Genomic DNA, 21872 nt, shown 5'->3' on the forward strand with positions numbered 1-21872 from the left:
AGATGCAGGAGTTTGGGGACTTCGCGAACATTGACATCGAGAAGCTTCTCAAGGGCGCGGACGAGCAGTTCGCGCGCATCGAAGAGCTCCAGAAGAACATGACCGACCTCGTCGGGCGGGCCCAGGACGACGACGGCCTGGTCACGATCGAGTACGGCAGCGAGGGGCTGCGCGAGCTCCAGCTGCACCCCAAGGCGATGCGGCTGAGCTCGGGCGAGCTTTCCGAGCTCATCAAGGAGCAGCTCCAGGCCGCGACGGCGGACCTGCAGCACCAGGTCACCGAGGCCATGGGCCAGGCGTTCGGCGACGAGGACAACCCGATGAAGTACGTCGAGGACCCCGACGCCGCCCTGAACAAGATCAAGGAGGCCGAGTCCGCCTACAACCGGACGTTCGAGGACGTCATGGGCGAGCTCGACCGCATCCGCCGCCGCTTGGACCTCTAGGCGTCCTTCTTCATGCCCAGGGGCTGGCCGTCCTTGTCGAACGTCGGCAGGTTGGGGATGTAGACCTGCTCGAACGCCGGCGTCGACTTGGGATCCGTGGGCGTGACGGCCTTGCTCATGTTCTCCGAGGCGCTCTGGCCCATGTACATGCCCGCCGCCGAGGCGATGCCCGCGGCCGCCATGTAGACGCCTTTGCTCTTGCCCACGATCGACTTCAGCACGGCGAGCGCCGCGACGCTCGAAGCGGTGGCGGTGAGGTCCGTCGCCACCGCCGTGGGTGGGAAGAGCTTGCCCGCGGCGCTGAGGCCGGAGAGGGCGACCAGGATCGAAGCCACCGAGGCACTGGCCACGGCCCCTTGGAAGGAATGTCCGGCGAGTTGGTCGAGTGCCTGCGCGAGCCCTTCGTAGGCCTGTGAGCTGTTCTTCGCCTCCTTGGTGAACTTCTTCACCGCGGAGTCGACGTCCGGACGCGCCATTTTCTCCCAGTCGTCGGAGTCGATGGTGTCGAGGGCGGTGTCGATGGACGCGGCCGCGTCGTTGACCGTCGTGGTCATGTCGCGGGTGTGTCTGGCCGCGCCACGGATGTCACTGGGGCTGGAGAGGATCGTGCCGATGAGCGCCCCGGCGAACCTGCTGATCGTTTGGATCGCGGGGTTCGATGGCAGGCCCGCGGCGATGACGCATTCGGCTATCGCTGTGGTGTAGAGGGTCGTGCCTTGGTCGTAAAAGTCCATGTCGTCCCCGAGGTCATCTCTTCACGGTGCTCTTGTCGTTGGCGTCACGGACGACGTTGGCTCCCTCTCGGAGCTGCGTGTCCCAGACGCCCAGCTGGTTCTTGGCGCTCTTGAGGTAGTCGGCGGCCGACGAGCGGGCCGAGCTGTACGCGGAGCCGAACGACATCGCGCCCACCAGGCCGAACCCCGGGAAGCCGATGTCGATGTTCCGGGCGGTGTTCTCCGCGGCGCCCATGTGGTCGCCCGGGGTGTCGCCGTCGCCGCCTTCGCTGGGGCCGATCTTCTTGCCGAGCTTCTCCATGACCTCGGGGCGGGCCTTGCGCCAGCCGCCGCCGAGCCCGCTTCCGATGAGCTTCTCGTCCGGTGTGGTGCCGCCGGTGTCCTTGTCGCCGGTCTTGCCGTCCTTGCCGTCGGACTTGCCGTCGCCCTGGCCGCCTCCGCCACCGCCGCCTCCGGAGGAGTCGGGGGAGGGGACGGATGGCGTGTCGCCGCCTCCAGCGCCTGGGGTCTCAGCGCTGGGCGTTTCCGGGGTCGGGGTAGCCGGCATGTCGGTGCTCGGCGTTTCGGGGGTGGGCGTTTCGGTGCTCGGCGTCTCGGGAGTGGGTGTTTCCGGCGTTTCCGGGAGGCTGGAGCTGGGGTCTTCGGCGCCGCCGTCGGCCGGTGGGTCCGTCGAGGGAGTCTCGGGGACGGTCGTGTCGTCCTGGCCGCCGGTCTGGCTGGGGTCGGTCTGGCCCGGGTCGCTCTGGCCAGGATCGGTCTGGCCGGGATCGGTCTGGCTCGGGTCGGTCTGGCCGTTCGGGTCGGTTTGCGGGTCCGCGGGGTCTTGCTGGCCGTTCGGGTCCGTCTGGCCTTGGGGGTCGGTCTCGGAGCCGGAGGGGTCCTGCTGGCCGTCGGAGCTGCCGGGGTCGCTCTGCTGGGGGTCCGAGGTGTCGCCCTGGTCGCCGGTGTCCGTGCCGTCTTGGTCGCTCGGGTCGTCCGAGTTCCCGGTGTCGTCCTGGTTCTGCGGGGCGTCCGGGTCCTCGGTCGCGTCGTCCGAGCCGTCAGGGTTGTCCGGGTCGCCATTCTCATCGGCGTCGGAGGGCTCCCACGCCGGGTCACCTTCGGCGGCCTGCGGATCGACCGAGCCGGGCTCGCCGTCGGTCACGTCGTCCACCGACTCGGGCCCGAAGCTCAGCTGGTCGGACTGGATCTCGGCCACCGTCGGATCCCCCTGACCGTCGGCCGGCCCCACCTGATCCGGCGGGATCTGGTCGTTGGCGGGCCCTACCTGGTCGGGTGGGATCGACGGATCGTCAACGGGACCCGCCTGATCCGGCCGCGGAGAGTCGCCGCCACCCGCGACAAGGACGGTCGTATTGCCGTCGACGGAGCCCGGAGGCGCGCCGCCCACCTGAACCTCGCCCGGCCCGTCCTGCGGCGGGGGAGAGCTCCAGTTGAGCAGGCTGTCGATGCTCGGCCGCCCCATACTCCCGAATTCGGCCACCCTGTCGCCCTCCCAGCAATCAACACAGAAGCGGCAAAAGCGTAGCCGTGAGGCTGCTGGGCCGTACAGGTTGTGAGCTTTACGTCCAGCCACGACCGCAGGCCAGCGGCCGGAGTCAGAAATCGCCGAGCCGCCTACCAGCGCGTTTACCTGAAAGTCGCCTAACGGTGATCTAGCCGTTATGTTAAGTATCTGTTATTTCTGGGGCAGATGGGGGCTAGCATGCCATTTGATGTTGTTTGCGGGGGTACCCGGGTTGACCGGACCTACGGCGCCGCCGTACAGAACCAGACCTTGTTGACCTGGAGGTCCAATGGCAACACTTATGGGTACCGCGCCCACGAAGCTCATCAAGGCCGCGGGCCAGTGCGAGACCACTGCCCAGTACATCGAGGGCATGCGCCAGCGGGTGCAGACCATCAAGGGTGACCTGATGGCCGCGGGCTGGAAGGGCGGCGCCTCCCAGCAGTTCGGCAAGGCGCTCGACGCGTGGGATGTCGACTTCCAGCAAGTCATCAAGATCCTCGAGAGCATCTACGACAAGCTGAACATGGGTGCCGGCGTGTACTCCAACGCCGCGCAGCAGAACATGGACATCTCCAGCGGGCTCAACTCCGCGGGCGCCGGCGGTCGAATCGACTCGCTGATCAACGCGTCGAGTTAAGAAGCCCCCAAAGCACGTAGGTAGGACGGAGACATCATGGCCGACACGTTCACTCCAGAGGACTACACCTACGCCCACTTCCCCAACATGGAAGCGGCGTACGAGCAGCTGAAGTCGATCGTCACCGAGCTGGACCGGGTGACGGACGATCTCTACAACGACGTCAGGACCACCCTCGGCACCGACTGGGAGGGCGAGGCGAAGACGTTCTTCGACGGCAAGAAGGCCCAGTGGGACGCCCTTGAGGTGGAGATGGGCAAGCAGCTGTTCGAAGCGGCCAAGGCCGTCAGCATCGCCAAGGGCAACTACGAGAACGCTGAGCGGCGCAACATCAGCATCTGGACCGACTAGAAGTCCGTTGCGGCGATCGTGCCTCCCTCGGCCGGTGCCTCGAAGCGCCGGCCGGGTTCCTTTTTCCAAGGGGGATGGGGATGACCCAGAAGGACGCAATGGAGGGGCAAGACCCTCTGTACATCGATCCTGATCTGTTCGACTCGGGACCGGGGCGGGAGCATTCCCCCACCCAGATGCGGGCGATCGCCGAAGAGCTCAAGTCGTACCTCGGCGGTATGACGGGACCTGGCTCGGCCGAGGGCTACACCAACGGCTCCGTGAACGGCCTCCTGGACCACTGTCAGCTGTCCGAGGCGCAGATCGGCACGTGGCACGACGCCAGTGCCTTCAGCCAGACTGTCGGCGCCAACAGCGGCGGCAAGAAGTTCGCTCAGGTTTATAAGGAATTCGTCGACGCCTACAAGGACGTGATCGCCGCCGTCGAGGCGAGCGCCGCCAACCATGGCGCCGGTGACAAGGCCAATGAGGGCAAGGGCTGATGGCCGAGGGCAAGGGCGGCCGGCAGGTCGTCGTCATCCTGTCGTTCGACAAGATGCCAGAGGGCGGGACGGTGAACGCATCCAAGGACGAGATCCTGACGATGCTGAACAACACCCAGCCCAGCCAGATCGAGGATGCCGGGTTCGCGTACGACAAGGCGTCGAGCGCGATCGAGTCGGCTGTCAACGCGCTGGAAGAGCACGCGGGCAAGATCCTCACTGTGTGGAAGGGCCCTGACGCCAGCAAGGCGCGCCACGCGCTGCAGATGCTGCACGCCTCCGGCGGCGAGCTGTCCACCAAGCTGGAGATGATGGGCTCCGCCCTGCGCCAGTACGCGGGCTACCTCCCCGAGACGATCGCCAAGGTCGAGGGCATCTCGACGAACAAGAGCTCCGGGAACGACGTCCCGAGCTCCGAGATCATGGTGGACGAGGCCGCCAACGCGAAGGCCGCGAAGGCCGCCGCGGACCGCGAAGCCCAGAAAGCGATGCAGGAGCTCAACAAGAAGATCGTTGATCTCTACAACGTGCAGGTCCCGCACGACGTGTCCTACGAACTGCCCGCCGTCTCGATTCCGGGTGGTACGGGTACGTACCGCGACCCCGGATACCCGACCGGCAAGGGCATCAACGCCGGCGGGAGCGGGAACGGGTCGTCGGACGGCTACGGCGGTTCTTCCGGAGGTACGGGCTCTACGGGCGGCGGTACGGGCTCCGACGGCTCGCGCGGCGGCAGCACGGGCGGCACGGGCACCGGCGACCACAGCGGCTCCGACTCGGGCGGCAAGCCTGGCTCGGACACCGGCAACGGTCAGAACGGTAACGGCCAGAACGGCAGCGACCAGAACGGTAACGGCACCGGAGACCAGAGCGGTAACGGCACCGGCGACCAGAGCGGCACCACGCCGGGCGACGGCACCGGCAGCCAGGACCCCTCGCAGACCGGCGACTCCGGCAAGCAGGACCAGACGGTCCCGCCGGTGCTCGGCCAGGACGACAAGACCAGCAGCGACAACCCCAAGGGCGGCCTGGACCCGAACGGGACGGAAGTGTCGTCCTACTCGCCGACCACGCCGGTCATCACCCCGACCGGCATCGGCCCGACCGGCAATCCGGTGAGCACCATCGCCCCCAACCCGGTGGGTGTCCTCTCACCCACTGGCACGCCGCCCAGCGTCCCCTCGGTGCTCGGCTCGCCGAACGGCGCCATGGGCGCCCCGGGCCAAGGCCTCGCGGCGGGCATGCGGACTTCGGCCAACGGCATGTCCGGCATGCCGTTCATGCCGATGTCCGGTGCGGGCGCGGGCCAGGACCAGGGGGACTTCGAGCGGATGACCTGGCTCCCCGCGGACAAGGACGACTGGAACTCAGCGCACGACGTGACCGACCCGGTCATCTGCTGATCGCGCTACAGGGAGTGGGATGGGCGACTCGAATTCCAGCCAGGCGGCTCAGCTGGCGCAGTTGCAGAACGGCGGCCAGCTGCCGTCGATGTCGTCCGGCGTCTCGTTCAAGACCAGCGCGCTCGACACCAACAGCCAGTCGATAGACGCACACGCTGGGGTCATCTCCCAGCTAGAGGGCAAGACGGAAAACCTGCGCGTTCAGTGGCCGCACTTCGGCGTGATCGGCATGGGCGTCAGCAGCGTCCACGACAAGGCGATCGAACGGCAGGCGGACGCGCTGGCCAAGGGGCGCAAGGCGCTGGAGAGCTGGAAAACCGCGCTCAAGGAGGCCGCCAAGAACTACCAGGCGGCCGAGGATGCCAACGGCGACGGGGTCAAGAACATCGGCTTCGACCCGAACAGCCTCGGCGGCGGGCCCAATGGCCTCGGCAATCTTGGGAACCTCGGCAACTCCGGCCTGCCGGACACCGGCGCCGGACTGCCTGACATGTCCGGCGGAGGCAAGCCGCCAGGGATCGACACCGGTCTACCCAAGACGGATCTTCCGTCGACGGATCTCCCGAAGACCGATCTGCCGAAGACCGATCTGCCGTCGAGCGACCTTCCTTCGACGAACCTGCCCAACACGAACCTGCCGTCGTCTCCTGTGGGGAACCAGCCCGACATGAAAGTGCCGAGTATCGACTCGGCGCTCAACGGCCAGCCGCAGATGCCCGACCAGAAGATGCCCGACGTCGACAGCAAGCTCCCCGACGGCACGCAGCTGTCCCAGTTCGACCCCAATTCGCTGAACACCCCGCAGGTCAAGAACCCCGACCTCAGCACCCTGTCGCCGGACCTGAACGGTTCCGCCACCAGGACCGGCACCGGCTCGGGCATCGGCAGTGGCGGCGGCACCGGTACCGGGTTCGGCACGGGCATCGGGGGAGGAGCGGGTGCGGGCGCGGGTGCCGTACCGGCGGGCCTGCGAGGCGTGAACGGTACGAACGGCATGCCCATGATGCCGATGATGCCGATGAGCGGCGCCGGGACCGGTGGCGACAAGGAGAACGAGCGCCAGAACGCGCTGCTCGGCGAGGACGAGGGCGTCTGGGGCGGCGACGATGAGATCGCGCCCGAAGTGATTGGGCGGGATTCCAGGTGAGTTACGAGTCGGACGCGTCGCTCTACAAGCTGGCGGCGAGCACGGCCTCCGCCGCGGCCGTCGCGATCCTGCAGCCTTGGGCCTTCTACGTCGCCGCCGGCATCGGCGTGCTGGTGTCGAACCCCGGCGCGATGTCGGACGCCGCCAAAGCCTGGCAGAGCATCGACCACGCCGGCCTGATGTCCGAGCTGGACGAGCTGGCCGACGGGCTGGACCACCTCAAGAATCAGCTGAAGACCTCGGGCAAGTGGGATGGCGCGGCCTTCGACACCTTCGAGGGCATCCACACAGCCTTCAAGAATGGCGTCAAGTCCCTCAAGGACACCCGTAACGACACCGGGGACGCCGTCAACTCGGCGGCCAAGGCTTACCACTACGGCGCCCTCGTGGCCCTGGCGGTGGGCACCAGCATGTTCATCATGGGCATGTGGAAGCTGGCCATGGGCGCCACCCCGTGGACCAAGATCATGGCCGAGGGGCTGGCGGCCGTGCGGGGCTCCATCACGCTGCAGGCGGTCAAGAAGCTGCTCGTCAAGCAGGGCTTGATCGTCGCGGGCCTGGGCGGAGTCCTCTACATGTCCGCCCAGCAGACCGAGATGACCGGGAAGCTCTTCCCCATGCTGGAGGCTTCCATCCCGACAGAGATGACCGCGATGAAGTCAGGTGGCATGCCGCCCTTCTCCGACGCCGGCATGACGTACGACGAGAAGATGGGCGGCCTCTCCGTGAAGATGGACGACTCCCTGACCGGGAAGCTGCCCGGCGGCTCCGGCAGCCCCGGCAGGACGGCCGAGGCCTGACTCTCACTCGTCCAGCGGGATCCGCAGCACCTGGCCGGGCTTCAGCTTGCGCGGGTCGTCGCCGATGATGTCCCGGTTGGCGTTGTAGATCTCCTGCCACCGGTTCGGGTCCCCGTACACCTTCTGGGCGATGTCGTACAGCGAGCCGTTGTCGACCGGCCAATAGCCGACCCTCGCCGTGCCGACCCGTGCGGGCGGGGTCGCGTGGCCGTTGGCGACGGGCACATTCGACTGGGGCAGCTCGCCGAAGTCGTGGTTGGTCTGCAGGGGCCGCCACACCCGGAAGAAGGACGTCGGGATGCCACTCCAGAACTGCTTGTGCATGTTGCCCGGTTTCCCGGCGACCCTGGCTCCGGGCAGCTTGTGCTTGATCTGCTCGTAGGCCCAGTTACGCATCCCGACGAAGCCGCCGAAGGCCATGCCGGACTCGCCGACGGCGGCGCCTGTCTTGGTCAGGGTCGCCGCCCAGCTCGCCGCGGTACCGCCCTGGAGGATCCCCTTGCCGAAGAATCCGCCTATGGGGGCGAAGGTGCCCACCAGCGTGGCGCCCGTGGTGATGCGGGCCGCCTGGGTGAAGGTCAGGGGGGCGAGGTTGAAGAGGCTGTGGCCGCTGATGCCCTGGGCCACCATCTGCGTGCCGATGACGCCCGCGTACACGCTGCCGGAGGTCTTGGCGTACGCCTTGAAGTTCGCCGCACCGAACTTCTCGGCGTAGGCCGAGTACTTCTCGAACTTCGCGACCTGCAGTTCCGTCTTCGTCATGGCCGTGGCGGTGCGCGTCGCGCTGCCGAGCTTGGCCACCCACTTCAGCCGGCCGACCACGGGCAGGACTTTGAGGGCGCCAGCGCAGATCCTGAGGACGGATGCGAACCTGGTGAGGACCTGGGCCGCCAGAAGCACGATCTTCGTCGTGCGCATGTAGGCGGCCCCCGCGGCCAGCCATCCGCCCCACATGCCGGCCGCCCACCGAAGGGCGTAGAAGGCGACATACCAGATGATCGCCGTCTCGAGCAGCTCGATGATGGCCTTCCTGGTGTGGGCGGCCGAGTCGGCGACCATCCTGAGGATGTTGGCGATCTCCGTGCAGCTCTTCATGAGCGCGACGCGGTTGTCGTGCCTCAGTACGAGGCCCCAGACCTTCCTGAAGTCGTCGGCGGCCTTGCCCTTCCACTCCTTCACGATCTTGTCGAGGTAACCTTCGTGCTGGCCGTGGGCGCGCGCGTCGAGGACCTCGAAGACCTTGTTCAGGTTGGTGGCGAGGTTGTCGTGCGCCGCGGCGGCGGCCTTGAGGCGTCCTTCGGTCTCGTCGCCGCCGATGAGCGTGGGGAGCGCGCGCCACATGGACCTGATCGTGTCGAGCAGCGGGGCGGGGTTGAGCAGCGAGCCCCACTTGATCTCGAAGTGCCAGGCCGTCCAGTCCCATTCGAGCGGGTTGATGCTGCCGTGTTGGCTCATCTGGGGCCTCCGACGTCGCTGGCCTGGTGCGCGGCCTTGTAGTTGTACGCCGAGACCTCAAGGGCCGTGGTGATGAACTCCAGGGCCTGGGCCAGGTCGCCGAGGTAGCCGTAGACCGACTCGTACCGCTTGTCCTTGTGCTCGTTCTCCGCGGTGCCGTCGACGTACGCGGCGCCCAGCTCGTCGGCGCCGGGCGCGAGGCCGAAGTCGCTCTTGCTCAGCTTCGCGGGCGCGAAGGCGATCATGGCGTTGCGGACGATCGGGGCCTGCTGGGCGCAGGTCTCCATAGCCTTCTTCAGGTCGGGCGGTATGACCTCATATCCCTCGGCCTTGTCCCCCATGAGCCCCCCACGTATCACAAAGTACTAACTGCACCTTTGATACTAATGTTTACAAGTATTTGCGTCCAGGAAACCCCCTGTTTAGGAGCCGGTGGGGCTCCTGTTCAGGAGCCTGTTGGGCGGATGATCGGGGTGTCCGAGACCGGCGTCCTGGCGGCCGCAGGGTCGAGCGTCGGCCCCTCGGGGATGAGGCGCAGGAGGTGGGCGGGCAGCGGGGCCACGTTCGAGGCGTCGTAACCCAGCTTGGTCAGCACGTCGGGCGTGGCCAGCCGGTATTTCTTCCCCTGGTCGGTGACCAGGTAGAACTGCTGCACGTTGGAGAGCTGGTTCTCGCCGGGCAGCAGCCCCGCCAGGGCGGCCGCGCCCGGGGGCAGCAACACCTGGTCGAACTTCTCCGGATTGCCACTTGACGCCGGTGTCGGAATGCCGATCCGGCTGCCGACCGTGAGCGTGCCCTTCACGGACCCCTTCACGGTGTTGGCGTAGACCATGCACAGCGGTACCGAGCCGGCGGGCACCTGGAAGCGCGGCATCGTCGCCGGCATGCCGCCGCCGGTGATCCGCTGGGCCGAGACCTTCGCCGCGTTGGCGTTCGCCGCGTCGATCGCGATCTCCCGTACGTGCTGCTTGCCGTACGCCGTCTGGCTGGCCGGATCCTGGATCAGCAGCGTGGCCTGCGTCTGGGTGATCGGCGCGAGGCCGTCGGCGAGCATGACGTACCAGCGCGCGGGGGCGCCCGCGACCGCCGCGACCTTGAAGACCTGCCCGACCTTGAACGTCGTACCGCCGGGGCCCTGGATGTTGCGGCCGCGCTGGGGGATCGGCGGCGCGGCGAAGTCCGACCCCTCGGCGATGGCGTTGATCCACGAGATCGGCACCCGCCGGGGCGTCTGGTCGGTGAGCCGGTCCACGTTCCGCACGGCCATGCGCTGGTTGCCCCAGAGCGCCCAGTTCTGCCGTCCGTCGTTGACGACCAGCGCGTCGTTCCCGGCGGGTCTGCCGCCGACGTCGGTCCCGCCCACCAGCGTCACGTACGACTTGCGCCCCCCGGAGGGGTCGGTCGCCTCCACCACGCAGGCGGACCAGGGTGACTTGATGAGCCGCTCGGGCTTGGGCAGCGAGTCGGGAGCGCCCACGATGCCCACCTGCCCGCCGCGCGCGAACCCGGCCAGCGACTCCGCGGACACCGTCTTGACCTTGATGGCGTCGCTGTCCAGCAGGAGCCGGGCGGAGACGTAGTTGGCCACGGGGAGCAGCCGGCCGGTCTGCTGGCTGTAGACGTAGGCGGCGCCGGTCTCCTCCTCGACGATGAGCTGACCGGCGTCTCTCAGGTTGGTCGCGCCGCCCGGCTTGAGCATGCCCCAGATGCCGAACCCCGCGATGATGAGAACGCCGACCATGATCCCGGCGAACGTCGCCACGTTGTGCCGCCGCATCGGCGACTCGGGCAGGTCTGGCTCGCCCTGCAACAGGGCCATACCCAGGCGCTGGGTCATGAGCCGATGTGCCTGGTAGAGATCCTTGCGGGTCTGCATCCCACTCCGTTCCGGTCCGGCCTGAGGACAGCATAGAAGTGTTGCCTATGGGGGTAGTGGGGGTTATGTCGCAAATGAGGCCATGAGATCGTGATATGCGAGTAAACTTCGTTACCCGTAGTGTTCGGGGAGGGTGCTGTGTCAGATCCCGATAAGTTGAGTCCGCCGCCGGCCCAGGGCTGGCGTCTGGAGTCGGATTGGGCCGGGCTCGATCCCGACCGCGAGGGCGTCACGTACAGCGCCAGCAAGCTCAAGAAGCTCGCCGAGCAGCTCACGGATGAGTTCGCCAAGTTCGTCGGGGACAAGCCCGGGTCGGTCAACGACCTGGACATGAAGGCCAACCTCCTCAGCCTGAAGATGGCCGTCGAGCAGATCAAGCGATGGGAAGGCGGGCAGACCTTCGTCGCCACGGTCCAGAACGGCCACAAAGAGTTCACCGAGGCTTATCGCGAGATCGCCGAGAAGACGCGGATCGCCATCGAACTGATCAACGCGGGCGCGGGCAACTACGAGCGCGTGGACATCGCCAACGTCGGCACGAAGGACGTGTAGGAGCCCTCATGGCCGAGGACAAGAAGCTCAAGATCCAGAAAAAGACGCACATGATCAAGACGTCGTGCCCGCCTCTTGAGGTGGACGACGACGGCAGGAGCGTCGCCGAGATCAAGAACTTCATCAAGTCGCTGGACCCGTCGGCCGTCAAGCAGGCGGGCAACGCCTACCTCGACGCCTGCTCGACCCTGGCCGGCGCCCAGAAGGTCATTGAGCAGATCAACGTCGAGATGGCCAAGTGCTGGGGAGGCAAGGCGTCGGTCGAGGCGCAGGAGGCCCTCCGGGTGCTGCACGCGACGGTCCGCGAGGTGTCGGACAAGCTCAACTGGATGGGCCGCCCGCTGCAGTCCCTCGGTGACAGGCTGGTCGAGCATCAGGAGTTCATGGACCAGACGGGCTTGGCCTGGAGCGACAACACGTTCACCTTCGACGACTCCAGCCCCGGCGTGTATCGCACCATGGACAAGGGCAAGGAATGGGGCTCCCAGGACGAACTCGCCGGCCAGCACCTGCGCCTGCTGAACGACGACCTCACCCAGACCTACCAGCAACTGCCGGACTCCTTCCACAAAGAGATCCCGGACATCAAGGACCCCACAGCCGTACCCCCTCCCGTCACGCCCCTGAACACGGACTTCTCCAACCCCGGAGGCACCCGCGGATTGGGAGACGGCTACAACGGCCCGGGCGGCTACAACGGCACGGGTGACAACGGCAGCCAGGGCGGCATCGACTCTGACAGCTCGAACCGGAACGGCGTCGACACCCCCACCACGCCCAAGCCCTCGACCGACACACAGACCCCCGACCCGACCGGCAACGGCACCACAGACCCGACCAAGGGCACCACGGATCCAGGGGCGACGGATCCGACAAAGGGTGCGAGTGTCCCCACGGGCAGCGTCACGGACCCCACCAAGGGGATGACGGACCCGACGAAGGGCATGACGGACCCCACGTCCGGCCTGACCGACCCCACCAAGGGCCTGTCCACCCCCACCTCCACCAAGCTGGAGGACTTCCAGCGCCCCTCGGACTGGAACCAGACCAACACCCCCATCCCCAACTCCCACGCCAACCCCACGAGCACCGGCCCGAACGTCAACTCCCCGAGTTCCCCGAACTCCTTCTCCCCTTCATCCGGCCCCGTCACGAGCGCCCGAGGCGACAGCGGCATGGTCTCGGGCCTGTCGAACACCGCGGGCATGCCCAAGGCAGGCACCGGCGGGAACGGGATGGGCGGCATGCCGTTCATGCCCATGGGCGGCGCCGGCGCCGGTGCCCAGGAGAGCACCAATGAGGGCAGCACCTGGTTGACCGAGGACGACGACGTGTGGGGCGGCGAAACCGACGGCGTAGTCACCGACCGCATCGGCTGACCCTCACAAAGGGCTCGCCATCGGCGCTTCGCGCTCCTGGAAGCTCGGCGCCCTCCCCGGAGGCTTCGGCTCCTTCCCCGCGAGGGCAAGCCCTCGCGCTCCCTCGCTTCGCCACGGCCAAACCATGGAAGCCAGGGTGGGAGGCCATGGCGGCCCTGCCGACCGGATGGTGGCCGCTACTGCAACGCTCGTGCCAGTGACGGCGCCAGACTGGCTGCGTGACCGCCGCCGGTGACGGAGAACGGCTTACTGGGTAGTGACAGCGAACCCCAGACTGTTCCGCCGGTCGCCCGCGCGATGCGGAGTTCGCTGCCAAACACCGTCGCCGGGACCGACGAGCGGGCCAATGAGGGCGGCACCTGGTTGAGCGAGGACGACAACGTGGGGCCGGCGAGACCGACGCCGTCGTCAGCGACCGCAACGGCTGACAGCTTCCGTGGCGAGACGACGCAGGGCGGCATCGTAAGCGACTGGAATGGCCGACAGTTTCCGTGGCGAGGCAGCGGAGGGTGCCGACAGTGCCTGGATCGGCTGATGAGTTAGTGGCGAGATAGTGGGGGCGGCGTCATCAACGACTGGATCAGCTGACGACTTCGCGGGCGGCCAGGTCACGCGTACGCAGCACCAGCCTCTTGTCCAGTACAGCGGACAACCCCACGGTCCCGAGCGCGGCGACCCCGAGCCCGGCCCCGATCCAGGCCACCACCGGATATCCGAACCCCGCCCCGATCGCCAGCCCGCCCACCCACGGCCCCACGGTGATCCCGACGTTGAACGCCGAGAAGTTGGTGGCGGCGGCCAGCGTCGGAGCATCCTTGCCCACGGTGAACACCCGCGTGTTCAAGGCCGGATTCGTGGAAAACCCGAACGCCCCCAGCAGGAAGATCAGCCCGATGGCCATCCCCGGCATCCCGGCGAACATTCCCAAACCTGCCGAGATAACAACAACTCCCGCTACACCCACGTACAACGTCGTAAAAGGCTGCGCGTCAGCATGACGTCCGCCCAGGCCGATGCCGATCAGCGACCCCACCCCGTACAACGCCAGCACCGCGGGAACCCACCCCGCCGCCAGCCCGGTGGTGTCGACGAGCATCGCACCGAGATAGCTGAACGTGACCAGCACCGCGCCGGTCGCCAGCGCCGTCGTCCCGTATGAGAGCCAGAGCCGCGAGTTGAGCATGTTCCGCAGCTCCTGCCCCAGTTGCGGCACGCTCCCCGGCTCGGGCCGCCCGCCGGGAATGGTGGCCACCACTCCGATCGCCGCCAAGCCCGACAGCACTGTGACCGCCCAGAACGCCGCCCGCCATCCGAACTGCTGCCCGATGACCGTCCCCGCGGGCAGCCCCACGATGGTGGCCACGGTAAGTCCGCCCGCCACGATGCTCATGGCCTTGCCCCGCGCCCCTTCCGGAACGAGCCCCACGGCTGTCACCGCGGCCACCGCCCAGAAGCCCGCGTACACGAACGCTCCCACCACCCGCGTCCCGAACAGCACCCCATAGCTCGGCGTCACCGCCCCTACGACATGAGTAAGGGCAAAGATCGCCAGAAACGTCAGCAGCGCCGTACGACGCGGCCACCGCAAGGTCACCACGGCCAGCACCGGCGACCCCACCAGCATCCCGAGCGCGAACCCGGAGATCAGCAACCCCGCCTGGGGGACGGATACCCCCAGGTCGGCCGCCATTTCGGGCAACAGCCCGGCGAGCAAGAGCTCGGAAGTGCCCTGGGCGAATATCGACAACCCCAGGATGTACACGGCCAACGGCATAGGAACTCTTCCTGGTTTTGGATGGAACAGTGCAAAATCAAGAGACGCGAAACGACGCGTGCTCGTCTGGAGCGGTGGGCCCCTGTCCGGCCTGCTCGCGCGCGGCCGCGTCAGGCTGCTCGCGCGCAGCTGCGTCAAGCTGCTCGCGTGGGGCGTGTCCAGGGTGCCGGCTGCTCGGGTGGAGCGGTCCGGGCGTCAGAAAAGCGCGTCGAGCGTGATCTTCGCGACCGACTCCAACGCCGCCCGATCCGAATCCCCGCGCGCCATCACCCGCATGCCACTGATCGCCGCGACCACGAAATGCGCCAGCGCGACCGGATCCTTACCGGCTGGCAACTCGCCCCGGCTCTGCCCGAGCTCAAACGCCGCCCGAAGCGCCGCCAGCCGCCGCTCACCGTCCCGCCGAAGCTGCTCGGCCACCGCCGGATCTCGCGGCGCCAACTCCACCAGCGAGTTGACCACCAGGCACCCGACCGGATCGCTGGTCTCAACATCGACGGCCTGCCACAACAGAGTCCGCACCTTCTCCCGAACCGGAAGATCGCCTTCGAGCAACTCGATCAGCCAGGCGGTCTTGCTGTCCATGTAGTGCCGCAGGGCCTTGTCGAACAGATCATGCTTGCTCTTGAACGTGTTGTAGATGCTGCTCCGCCCCAGCCCGGTGGCCTCGCACAGGTCCTGGGTCGAGGTTCCTTCATAGCCCGCGCTCCAGAATGCCCGCATGGCCGCCTCGATCGCCCGCTCCTCCTCAAACTCCCTCGGTCGCGCCATACCGCGACGGTAGCACGTTTTGGACAGATCAGTGCAATATGGCCTCCGGCCCGGTCTTTGCGCCCGTCCCCCTCACGGATCCCGAAGCCAGACGCACCACGGACCCGAGTGCCCACCGAGAATGGCCAGCTCCGCAAGCACCGCTCCCACGAACAGTGCTTCCGGCCGCTCCCGCGAACAGCGCTCCCGCGAACAGCGCTCCCGCGAACAGCGCTCCCGCGAACAGCGCTCCCGCGAACAGCGCTCTAGCGAACAGCGCTCTAGCGAACAGCGCCCTCGCGAACAGCGCCCTCGCGAACAGCGCCCTCGCGAACACCGTCTCTGCCAGGACTCCCTCGAACGGCGCCCTTCGCAAGCGTCGCCCCAGCGCCCCGGGGACCCCACCGCATCGTCGTAGCCCTACAGCCGCTCCACCGAGCGGGCCCCGAAGTCCGCATTGTCACCACGACCAGTGCTCCTGGGGCGGTGCTGGGCACGGCGCTTCTGCGGAGGGGGAGGGCAGGTGCAGGGTGGAAGGCGCCCGTTTCCCGAGGTCTCAGGTGGTGGGGAGCGCCCGTTTCCCGAGGTCTCCGGTGGTGCGGAGCACCCGTTCCTCGCGGTCTCAGGTGGTGGAGGGCACTCGTGCCCCAAGGCTCCAAGTGGTGGGGGCACCCAGACACCGAGGTGTTTGGCGCTCAGCCGGAGATCCGGTCAGCCTGGTTCTACGGTGGGCCGGTGTCCGAGATGGCCGCTTGGATGGGGGTTGTGTTGCCCATGGTGATCAGCAGGCCGCGTCCTGGTGGGCCTCCGACGGCGCCGCGCGGCAGGCGGACCGTGAACAGGTCGCCGTCGGCCGGGCTCTGCACTGACAGGAGTACGCCGGTGCGCGACTTGCGGGTTTCGGCGACGAAGCCTCGATAGGCCGTCGCCAGGTCGCCTGTCGCGCCCGCGATGATGAGGCCGTGATCTCCGTCTCGGCCTGAACGGAGGACTTCTTCCAGGACCGTCCCAAGGGGGGAGTCCGGGTTGATCAGCTCGGCGTCGTCCACGATCACCACGTAGCGTTCACGGTCGGCGAGCAGTTCCTGTAGTCCCGCTCCGTCGCCGCCGAGGATGGCGAGGGCGCCCTCCAGCGTACGTAGCGGGCTACGCCGGGGAGCGATGGCGATTACCGGCGTGCCATACGAGATGAGCGATCTGGCGGCCGTGACCAGCACCGAGGAGCGACCGGAGCGGGCCGGTCCAGCGACGACGGCGCCGGGGCCGTGGGCGAGGAGGTCCAGGCCCATCGGAGCCAGGGCGTCGCCGCCTGCGCCGATCAGGGCCCACAGCGGCGATGGATGGGTGAAGTTCGGTTCCAGGTCCATGGCCTGGCCGGCGGTGATACGCATGGGAAGCGCGTCGACCCGAAGCGGCGGCTCTCCCTCCCAGAGCCACGCGCCGCGTCCCAGCCGAGTCGATCGACCTCTTCCGCCCGACCCCGCTGGCAGATCGCCCCGGAAGCCGACACCCGACGTTCCGTCTGAGGCGCCACTTGCCATGCCACCTGGAATGTTGTCGTCCGAGGTGCCACCCGGAATGTTGTCGTACGAGGTGCTGCCTGGCGTGCTATCTGAGGTGCCGCCTGGCGTGCCACCCGAGGTGCCACTTGGCGCGTCACCTGTGGCGCCGCCCGCGACGTTGCCAGCTGACGCGCCCGCGTTGCCCGTTGCACCGCCTGACAAGCTGTTCGGGACGCCGTCCGGGAGGTCGCCGTGTGGGGAGCCCGCGCTGGCCGACATCCCCCTCGATGTGCCCCCTGATGGGCCGTCTGGGGCGCCCACCAGGGCCCCGCGGAGGCTTGTCGCAGATGTCGCAGAGGCGGGCTGGGGGGTGGCTCTCCCGGGTGAAGCCGTGGACGCGTACGTCGGGACGCTGCGGAGCGGGGCCGCGGCGCGGGCGAGAGACTGGAGGGCGGCTACCTGGGCTGGGCCCGACGGGTCGTGGGTCAAGAGGGCGATTTGGCTCTCGATGATGCCGTGTTCGCCGATCGAGAGGGCGCGGCCGGCGGGCATCGACGCGGGCAGGCCCTTCATCGGCAGACCGGCCAGCCCGTAGTCGGCCGGGTCCGCCAGACGGAGGAGGAGGCGGTCGTCGAAGACCGTGGAGACCTGGCCGAGTAGGCACGAACGGTCACCCGTCACCACCGCCCGCAGGCCCACCGCCGGACCCTCTCTGAGGAGTTGCAGGAGCGCCTCCGTGAGGCGGCCGTAGTCGTAGCCCTCGAAGGCCGCCACGTAGCCCTCCCAGCGGTCGACCATGAGCACCAGCCAGGGGAGGCGGTGGCCCGCCTGGCGGTATTCGGCCAGTGAGGCGTGTCCGGCCTCGGCGAGCAGTTGCTGGCGGCGGCCCACCTCGGCGCGGAGGCGGGACAGCAGGCGTTCGACGCGGTCGAGTTGGTCGCGGGTGACGACCGCGCCACAGTGCGGCATGGCCATCAGCGGGAGCAGCGCGCCCGATCCGCAGTCGATGGCGTGCAGGTGGACATCGGCGGGGGAGGCTTGTGCGGCGATGGCGCCCGCGATCGTCCGTAGCGCGGTGGATCTGCCGCTGCGGGCCGCTCCCGCGATGAGCAGGTGGCCGCCCTGGGCCAGGTCCAGCGCGAGCGGGCGCCGATCCTGCGCCCAGGGCCGATCGATCATCCCGAAGGCCAGCGGACCGACTTCGGCGAATGTCCCCGATCCGGTGGACGTTTTCAGCGGCCCAGCCGTCAAGGCAGTGGTGACCTCGTCGAGGGTCACGGCCGAGGGCAGCGGCTCCAGCCAAGGGCTTGGTTGCTCCGGTACGCCGGTCAGGCGCGCGGCCTCGATGAGCGCGTCGGCGAGGACGGTGAGGTCGGTGATCGTCGACCCCTCCGGCGGCTCCGGAAGCGGCGGCAGCGCCCTGCCCAAGGACCGCCAGTCCACGTCGACCACCCGCAGTTGACCGCCCGCGCCCGCCAAGCCGCCCGCCAAGCCGCCCGCCAAGCCGCCTGCCAGGCCGCCCACGCCCGCCAAGCTACCGCCGCTCGTCAGACCGCCGCCCGCGCCCGCCAAGGGGCCTGGGCCGAGGGTCGAACCCGGGCCGAGCATCGCACCTGGGCCGAGTGTCGCGCCCGCGCCTGTCGGGTCGGCTCTGAGCGAGGCGCTTGCCACCGGGCTGCGCCCGCCCACCCGGGCCGTCTGTACGGCCGCCGCCGCGCCCACCCCTGACTTCACGTAGCACCGGCCAGGCGTCGACTTGGAGATGTGCGCCGCGTCCGGCAGGTCGATGACGTCGGAGGATTCGGCGGGCTCGGTGACCCGCAGCGCGATCCGCAGCGAGGTGTTGGCCTGGATGTCGGCCGTGACCACGCCCGCCGGCCGCTGGGTGGCCAGGATCAGGTGGATGCCGAGCGAACGGCCCCTGCGGGCGATGTCGACCAGCCCGTTGACGAAGTCGGGCAGCTCCGCCACCAGGGCGGCGAACTCGTCGATGATCAGCACGAGCCTGGGCAGCGGCTCGCCGGTGTAGTCGTCGATGTCCTTGGCGCCCGCGGCCAGCAGCAGGCGTTCGCGGCGCCGGATCTCGGCGGCCAGGGAGTCGAGGGCCCGCTGCGTCAGGTGCCCGTCGAGGTCGCTGACCATGCCGACCGTGTGCGGCAGCCGTACACACTCCTTGAACGCGGCCCCGCCCTTGTAGTCGACCAGCACGAACGTCAGCTGGTCCGGCCGGTTGGCCACCGCCAGCGAGCAGATGAGCGTCTGCAGCAGCTCTGACTTGCCCGCGCCCGTGGTGCCGGCGATCAGGCCGTGCGGACCGTCCACGCGCAGGTCGACCGAGAACGGGCCGTCGGGGCCGATGCCGATGACCGCCTTCGTGGAGCCGTGGCCGTGCCAGCGGGTGGCGAGGTCGTGGCCGGAGGGGGCGGGCAGGCGCAGGAGGTCGAGGAGGCGGACCGCCTCGGGGAGGTGGCCGGCCGGGTCGTCCCTGCTCACGTCGCGGATCGGGCCGAGCGCCCTGGCCACGCGGTCGCACCACGACGGTGAGACCAGGTCGGCCAGAACCGGGCCGATGACCTCCAGGCCGCCGCCGAGGAGGCGCACCTGACCGTCGGCGGCGCACGCGGCGACGGTGGCGCACTCCTCGGGGAGCAGGCGCTGGTCGTCGTCGATGGCGAGGGTGAAGACGCCCGAGCGGGGGCCCTGGCGCAGGATCTGCGGCATGCCGGGCAGGCCACGCAGGACCTGGGCGCCGTCGAGCACGACCAGGACGTCGTAGGGGCGTACGTCATAGGAGGTCAGAGCCGGGGTCTCCGGGCCGCCCAGGTCGTCCCAGCCGGTGGGGATCTTGCCGAGCTCTGGGATGGCGGTGTTCTGGCGTTCGTCGATGAGGGCGGCCAGTTCGGCGACGCGGTGGGCGGCGGACTCCGGGTCGGTGCCGACCAGGGCCACGCAGTCCTCGCCGCCGCGCGGGGCGCAGTGCGGCAGCCAGCGGACCCAGCCCCAGCGGCGCTCGCCGTCGGCGTGCGCGGACAGGACCACGATGGCCAGGTCACGGGGGCTGTGCAGGGTCGCCGCCTGGCCGATCAGCCAGCCGGCCAGGCCGGTCGCGGTGTCGCGCGGGCCGGTGACGCCCGCCACGCCGAGCCTGCGCATGGCCAGGGCGACCGGCACGGACCGGCAGATCGGCGGGGAGATCGCGCCGCCCTTCTCCTCGGACAGCTCCAGGTTGGCCGGCAGGTCGGCCAGCCCGACCCTGAGCCGCAGCGCGTCGGGATCGTGGATGCGGCGCTCCCACAGCCGCCGGCGCGGGCCGGTGGCGGTGAGCAGCACCTGCGCCGGGTCGGGCGCGTCGGATCGGCGGATCAGCTCGTCCTCGGCCCTGGCCTGCTCGACCGCCAGCTCGTACGCCTCCAGCCGCTCCTTGTATTTCTTGGTGGCCTTCCGGTGCTGCTTCTTGCCGTGGCGGCGATCGCTCCACCACTGCCCGATCATGATGAGGGGGGTCATCAGGGCGATGAGCAGGTAGTAGGGCTGGCGCATGACGTAGGCCAGCGTGACGCCCATCACCGCGGGCAGGAGCGCGGCCAGCAACTGCAGGCGCATCCCCTCGGCACGGCTGGGCTCCAGGGGGCGTTCGAAGGTGCGCTCGGGCTCCGGCCTGCGCAGCCGCGGCGGCCGGTTGTAGGCGACGCCGCCCTCTGGGAGAGGCGCCAGGTGCGCGTCCTGCGGCTCGATCGCGGTCAGCGTGAACACCGAGGAACCACAGGTCAGCAGCGCGTGCTCGGCCCAGTCGGCAGCTTCGGTGAGAGTCTGGGCGGCCAGCTCGGGCGGCTCGTAGTGGACGGGCTCCGCCTCCGCCGCCTCGCGCTCGGCGACCCGGGCGGTGAGCTCGGCGACCTCGTCGGCCCACCGGCCCTTGAGCTTGAGTCGCTGCGCCTGCTGGGGCGCGCGGTGCCGGGCCGGCTCGACCGTGATCGCGTCGGGGGTCACGCGCAGGATGGCGGCCTCGGGGGCGAGGGACGGGTCGGCGACGGTCATCGCGCACATCGGGTCGGATCCGATGACGTGCACACCCAGGCCCAGGCGGTGTACGGCGCCCGCAGCCGGACCGCCCACCACCCGCACCTCGGCCACACCGCCGGGCTCCTCGATGATCGTGGCGCGGGCGAGATGGGCGTCGAGGGTGACCTTGTCGCCGTCGCGCAGCACCGCCCCGGCCAGGGCACGCGGGTCGAGCGGCCGCCCGTTGCGCCAGAGCACGGCGCCCGCCCGGCCGAACCCATCGCCCGCCCGGCCAATCCCGTCGCGAGACCTGCCGATCCCGTCGCCCCGATCCCGGATGGACGCGGGGCCGACGTCACCCGGACCAAGATTGGACGCGCCGCCGACGCCACGCGGACCAGACTCGGACGCGCGGCCGAGGCCACGTCCATCAGGGCTGCGGGCGCCCGGGATGTCAGGTGAGTGGGGAGCGTCGAACCGGCTGGTCTCGGACGATCCGCCGGACCGGGTGTGCCGCGCCGAGGGGCGGGCGCCGGGCTCGGTCGCCGACATGCCGTAGGGGGCTCGCGCCCTGGGCAGGCGGACGACCTCGGCCAGCGGCGCCTGACCACTGAGGGCTTCACTCACCCTCGCCACCGTGGCGCCGTTGTCACCCTCGATCACAACGTCACGATCGCCTTGCTCGCCGAGCACGGTGAGCATGATCCGCATGTGCCGTCTCCTCGATCGGGCCTGGGCGCAAAGGTAACGCCAGAACAAAGGGTAGGTCCCGAGGTTGTCGGCAATGGCATGGATGGGCCGACCTGTGGATAACCGCGGACGGTAATTACGGCCTGTGGAAAGCGGCTGATTCGGCTGCCCATTTAGGGTCCAGGAGCCATCGCGCGTTAAGGGAGGGAATGATGTGAGAAAAGGGACGCAAGGGATCGCCCCACGTCAGCAACCTTTAGTTCGCCAAAAAACCCTGCTCTGTCCCGTCATTGCGGCGCTTATCCTGAAAAACCACCCAGGTCAACTCACTGTAAACAATAGGCATTGATTATTTCTTGTTGACACCACGCCACCTGCGAAA

The 21872-nt window shown here is 68.8% G+C and carries 17 protein-coding genes; 9 read left to right on the forward strand and 8 right to left on the reverse strand.

Translation table 11 applies throughout. From position 1 onward, the window contains the following. The first annotated feature begins 2 nt into the window (after positions 1 to 2). Entirely contained in the window at positions 3 to 446 is a 444-nt protein-coding gene (locus ACIBO2_RS00605; protein WP_358548585.1) for a YbaB/EbfC family nucleoid-associated protein, read from the forward strand. On the opposite strand, the gene ACIBO2_RS00610 is transcribed toward ACIBO2_RS00605, so the two are convergent. Together ACIBO2_RS00610 and ACIBO2_RS00615 are read right to left on the reverse strand one after the other, a co-directional pair. Continuing rightward, positions 443 to 1180: a WXG100 family type VII secretion target gene (locus ACIBO2_RS00610; RefSeq protein ID WP_358548582.1), complete on the reverse strand. Its 738-nt coding sequence runs from the start codon at positions 1178 to 1180 to the stop codon at positions 443 to 445. The two genes, ACIBO2_RS00605 and ACIBO2_RS00610, sit on opposite strands and share 4 nt — an antisense overlap. Before the next feature lie 13 nt (positions 1181 to 1193). Then, a complete protein-coding gene (locus ACIBO2_RS00615) occupies positions 1194 to 2663 on the reverse strand; it encodes a hypothetical protein (RefSeq protein WP_397294635.1) in 1470 nt (489 codons plus the stop codon). A 313-nt stretch (positions 2664 to 2976) separates the two neighbouring features. Between ACIBO2_RS00615 and ACIBO2_RS00620 the strand changes: the two genes are divergently transcribed. The 6 genes from ACIBO2_RS00620 (at position 2977) to ACIBO2_RS00645 (ending at position 7510) form a co-directional block, all read left to right on the forward strand. Beyond that, on the forward strand, positions 2977 to 3327 hold the full coding sequence (locus tag ACIBO2_RS00620; RefSeq protein WP_358548577.1) for a WXG100 family type VII secretion target: 351 nt from the start codon (positions 2977 to 2979) through the stop codon (positions 3325 to 3327). Positions 3328 to 3363: 36 nt separating this feature from the next. Then, entirely contained in the window at positions 3364 to 3678 is a 315-nt protein-coding gene (locus tag ACIBO2_RS00625) for a WXG100 family type VII secretion target (protein WP_225293530.1), read from the forward strand. A gap of 80 nt (positions 3679 to 3758) precedes the next feature. Further along, positions 3759 to 4160, forward strand: a complete 402-nt coding sequence (locus tag ACIBO2_RS00630; RefSeq protein WP_358548575.1) for a hypothetical protein — start codon at positions 3759 to 3761, stop codon at positions 4158 to 4160. Next, positions 4160 to 5563 (forward strand): WXG100 family type VII secretion target, encoded by a 1404-nt coding sequence (locus ACIBO2_RS00635; protein WP_358548573.1) that lies wholly within the window; start codon positions 4160 to 4162, stop codon positions 5561 to 5563. The genes ACIBO2_RS00630 and ACIBO2_RS00635 overlap by 1 nt, the downstream gene beginning before the upstream one ends. 19 nt (positions 5564 to 5582) lie before the next feature. Continuing rightward, on the forward strand, positions 5583 to 6710 hold the full coding sequence (locus ACIBO2_RS00640; RefSeq protein WP_358548570.1) for a type VII secretion target: 1128 nt from the start codon (positions 5583 to 5585) through the stop codon (positions 6708 to 6710). Then, a complete protein-coding gene (locus tag ACIBO2_RS00645; protein ID WP_358548568.1) occupies positions 6707 to 7510 on the forward strand; it encodes a WXG100 family type VII secretion target in 804 nt (267 codons plus the stop codon). The genes ACIBO2_RS00640 and ACIBO2_RS00645 overlap by 4 nt, the downstream gene beginning before the upstream one ends. 3 nt (positions 7511 to 7513) lie before the next feature. Here ACIBO2_RS00645 and ACIBO2_RS00650 read toward each other — a convergent pair whose 3' ends face one another. From ACIBO2_RS00650 to eccB, 3 genes are all read right to left on the reverse strand, one after another. After that, positions 7514 to 8965: a hypothetical protein gene (locus ACIBO2_RS00650; protein ID WP_358548566.1), complete on the reverse strand. Its 1452-nt coding sequence runs from the start codon at positions 8963 to 8965 to the stop codon at positions 7514 to 7516. Next, positions 8962 to 9306, reverse strand: coding sequence for a hypothetical protein (locus ACIBO2_RS00655; RefSeq protein ID WP_358548563.1), 345 nt, complete (start codon positions 9304 to 9306; stop codon positions 8962 to 8964). The genes ACIBO2_RS00650 and ACIBO2_RS00655 overlap by 4 nt, the downstream gene beginning before the upstream one ends. A 104-nt stretch (positions 9307 to 9410) precedes the next feature. Further along, positions 9411 to 10841 carry a type VII secretion protein EccB gene (gene eccB, locus ACIBO2_RS00660; protein WP_358548560.1) on the reverse strand — a complete coding sequence of 477 codons (1431 nt, stop codon included), beginning with the start codon at positions 10839 to 10841 and terminating at the stop codon, positions 9411 to 9413. Positions 10842 to 10979: 138 nt separating this feature from the next. Between eccB and ACIBO2_RS00665 the strand changes: the two genes are divergently transcribed. Together ACIBO2_RS00665 and ACIBO2_RS00670 are read left to right on the forward strand one after the other, a co-directional pair. Beyond that, positions 10980 to 11393 carry a hypothetical protein gene (locus tag ACIBO2_RS00665; RefSeq protein ID WP_358548558.1) on the forward strand — a complete coding sequence of 138 codons (414 nt, stop codon included), beginning with the start codon at positions 10980 to 10982 and terminating at the stop codon, positions 11391 to 11393. Positions 11394 to 11401: 8 nt separating this feature from the next. Further along, positions 11402 to 12772 carry a hypothetical protein gene (locus ACIBO2_RS00670; protein WP_358548556.1) on the forward strand — a complete coding sequence of 457 codons (1371 nt, stop codon included), beginning with the start codon at positions 11402 to 11404 and terminating at the stop codon, positions 12770 to 12772. Between the two features lie 580 nt (positions 12773 to 13352). Here ACIBO2_RS00670 and ACIBO2_RS00675 read toward each other — a convergent pair. The 3 genes from ACIBO2_RS00675 to ACIBO2_RS00685 all read right to left on the reverse strand — a co-directional run bounded on the left by ACIBO2_RS00675 (position 13353) and on the right by ACIBO2_RS00685 (position 21511). Further along, the gene (locus ACIBO2_RS00675) at positions 13353 to 14546 is read right to left on the reverse strand and encodes a Cmx/CmrA family chloramphenicol efflux MFS transporter (protein WP_358548553.1); all 1194 of its coding nucleotides are present in this window, start codon (positions 14544 to 14546) and stop codon (positions 13353 to 13355) included. A 195-nt stretch (positions 14547 to 14741) separates the two neighbouring features. Beyond that, entirely contained in the window at positions 14742 to 15269 is a 528-nt protein-coding gene (locus ACIBO2_RS00680; RefSeq protein WP_358548551.1) for a TetR/AcrR family transcriptional regulator, read from the reverse strand. Positions 15270 to 16018: 749 nt separating this feature from the next. Beyond that, positions 16019 to 21511: an FtsK/SpoIIIE domain-containing protein gene (locus ACIBO2_RS00685; protein WP_397294641.1), complete on the reverse strand. Its 5493-nt coding sequence runs from the start codon at positions 21509 to 21511 to the stop codon at positions 16019 to 16021. Positions 21512 to 21872: the final 361 nt, after the last annotated feature.

The sequence above is a fragment of the Nonomuraea sp. NPDC050022 genome (assembly GCF_044460705.1).
Classification (GTDB): Bacteria; Actinomycetota; Actinomycetes; order Streptosporangiales; family Streptosporangiaceae; genus Nonomuraea.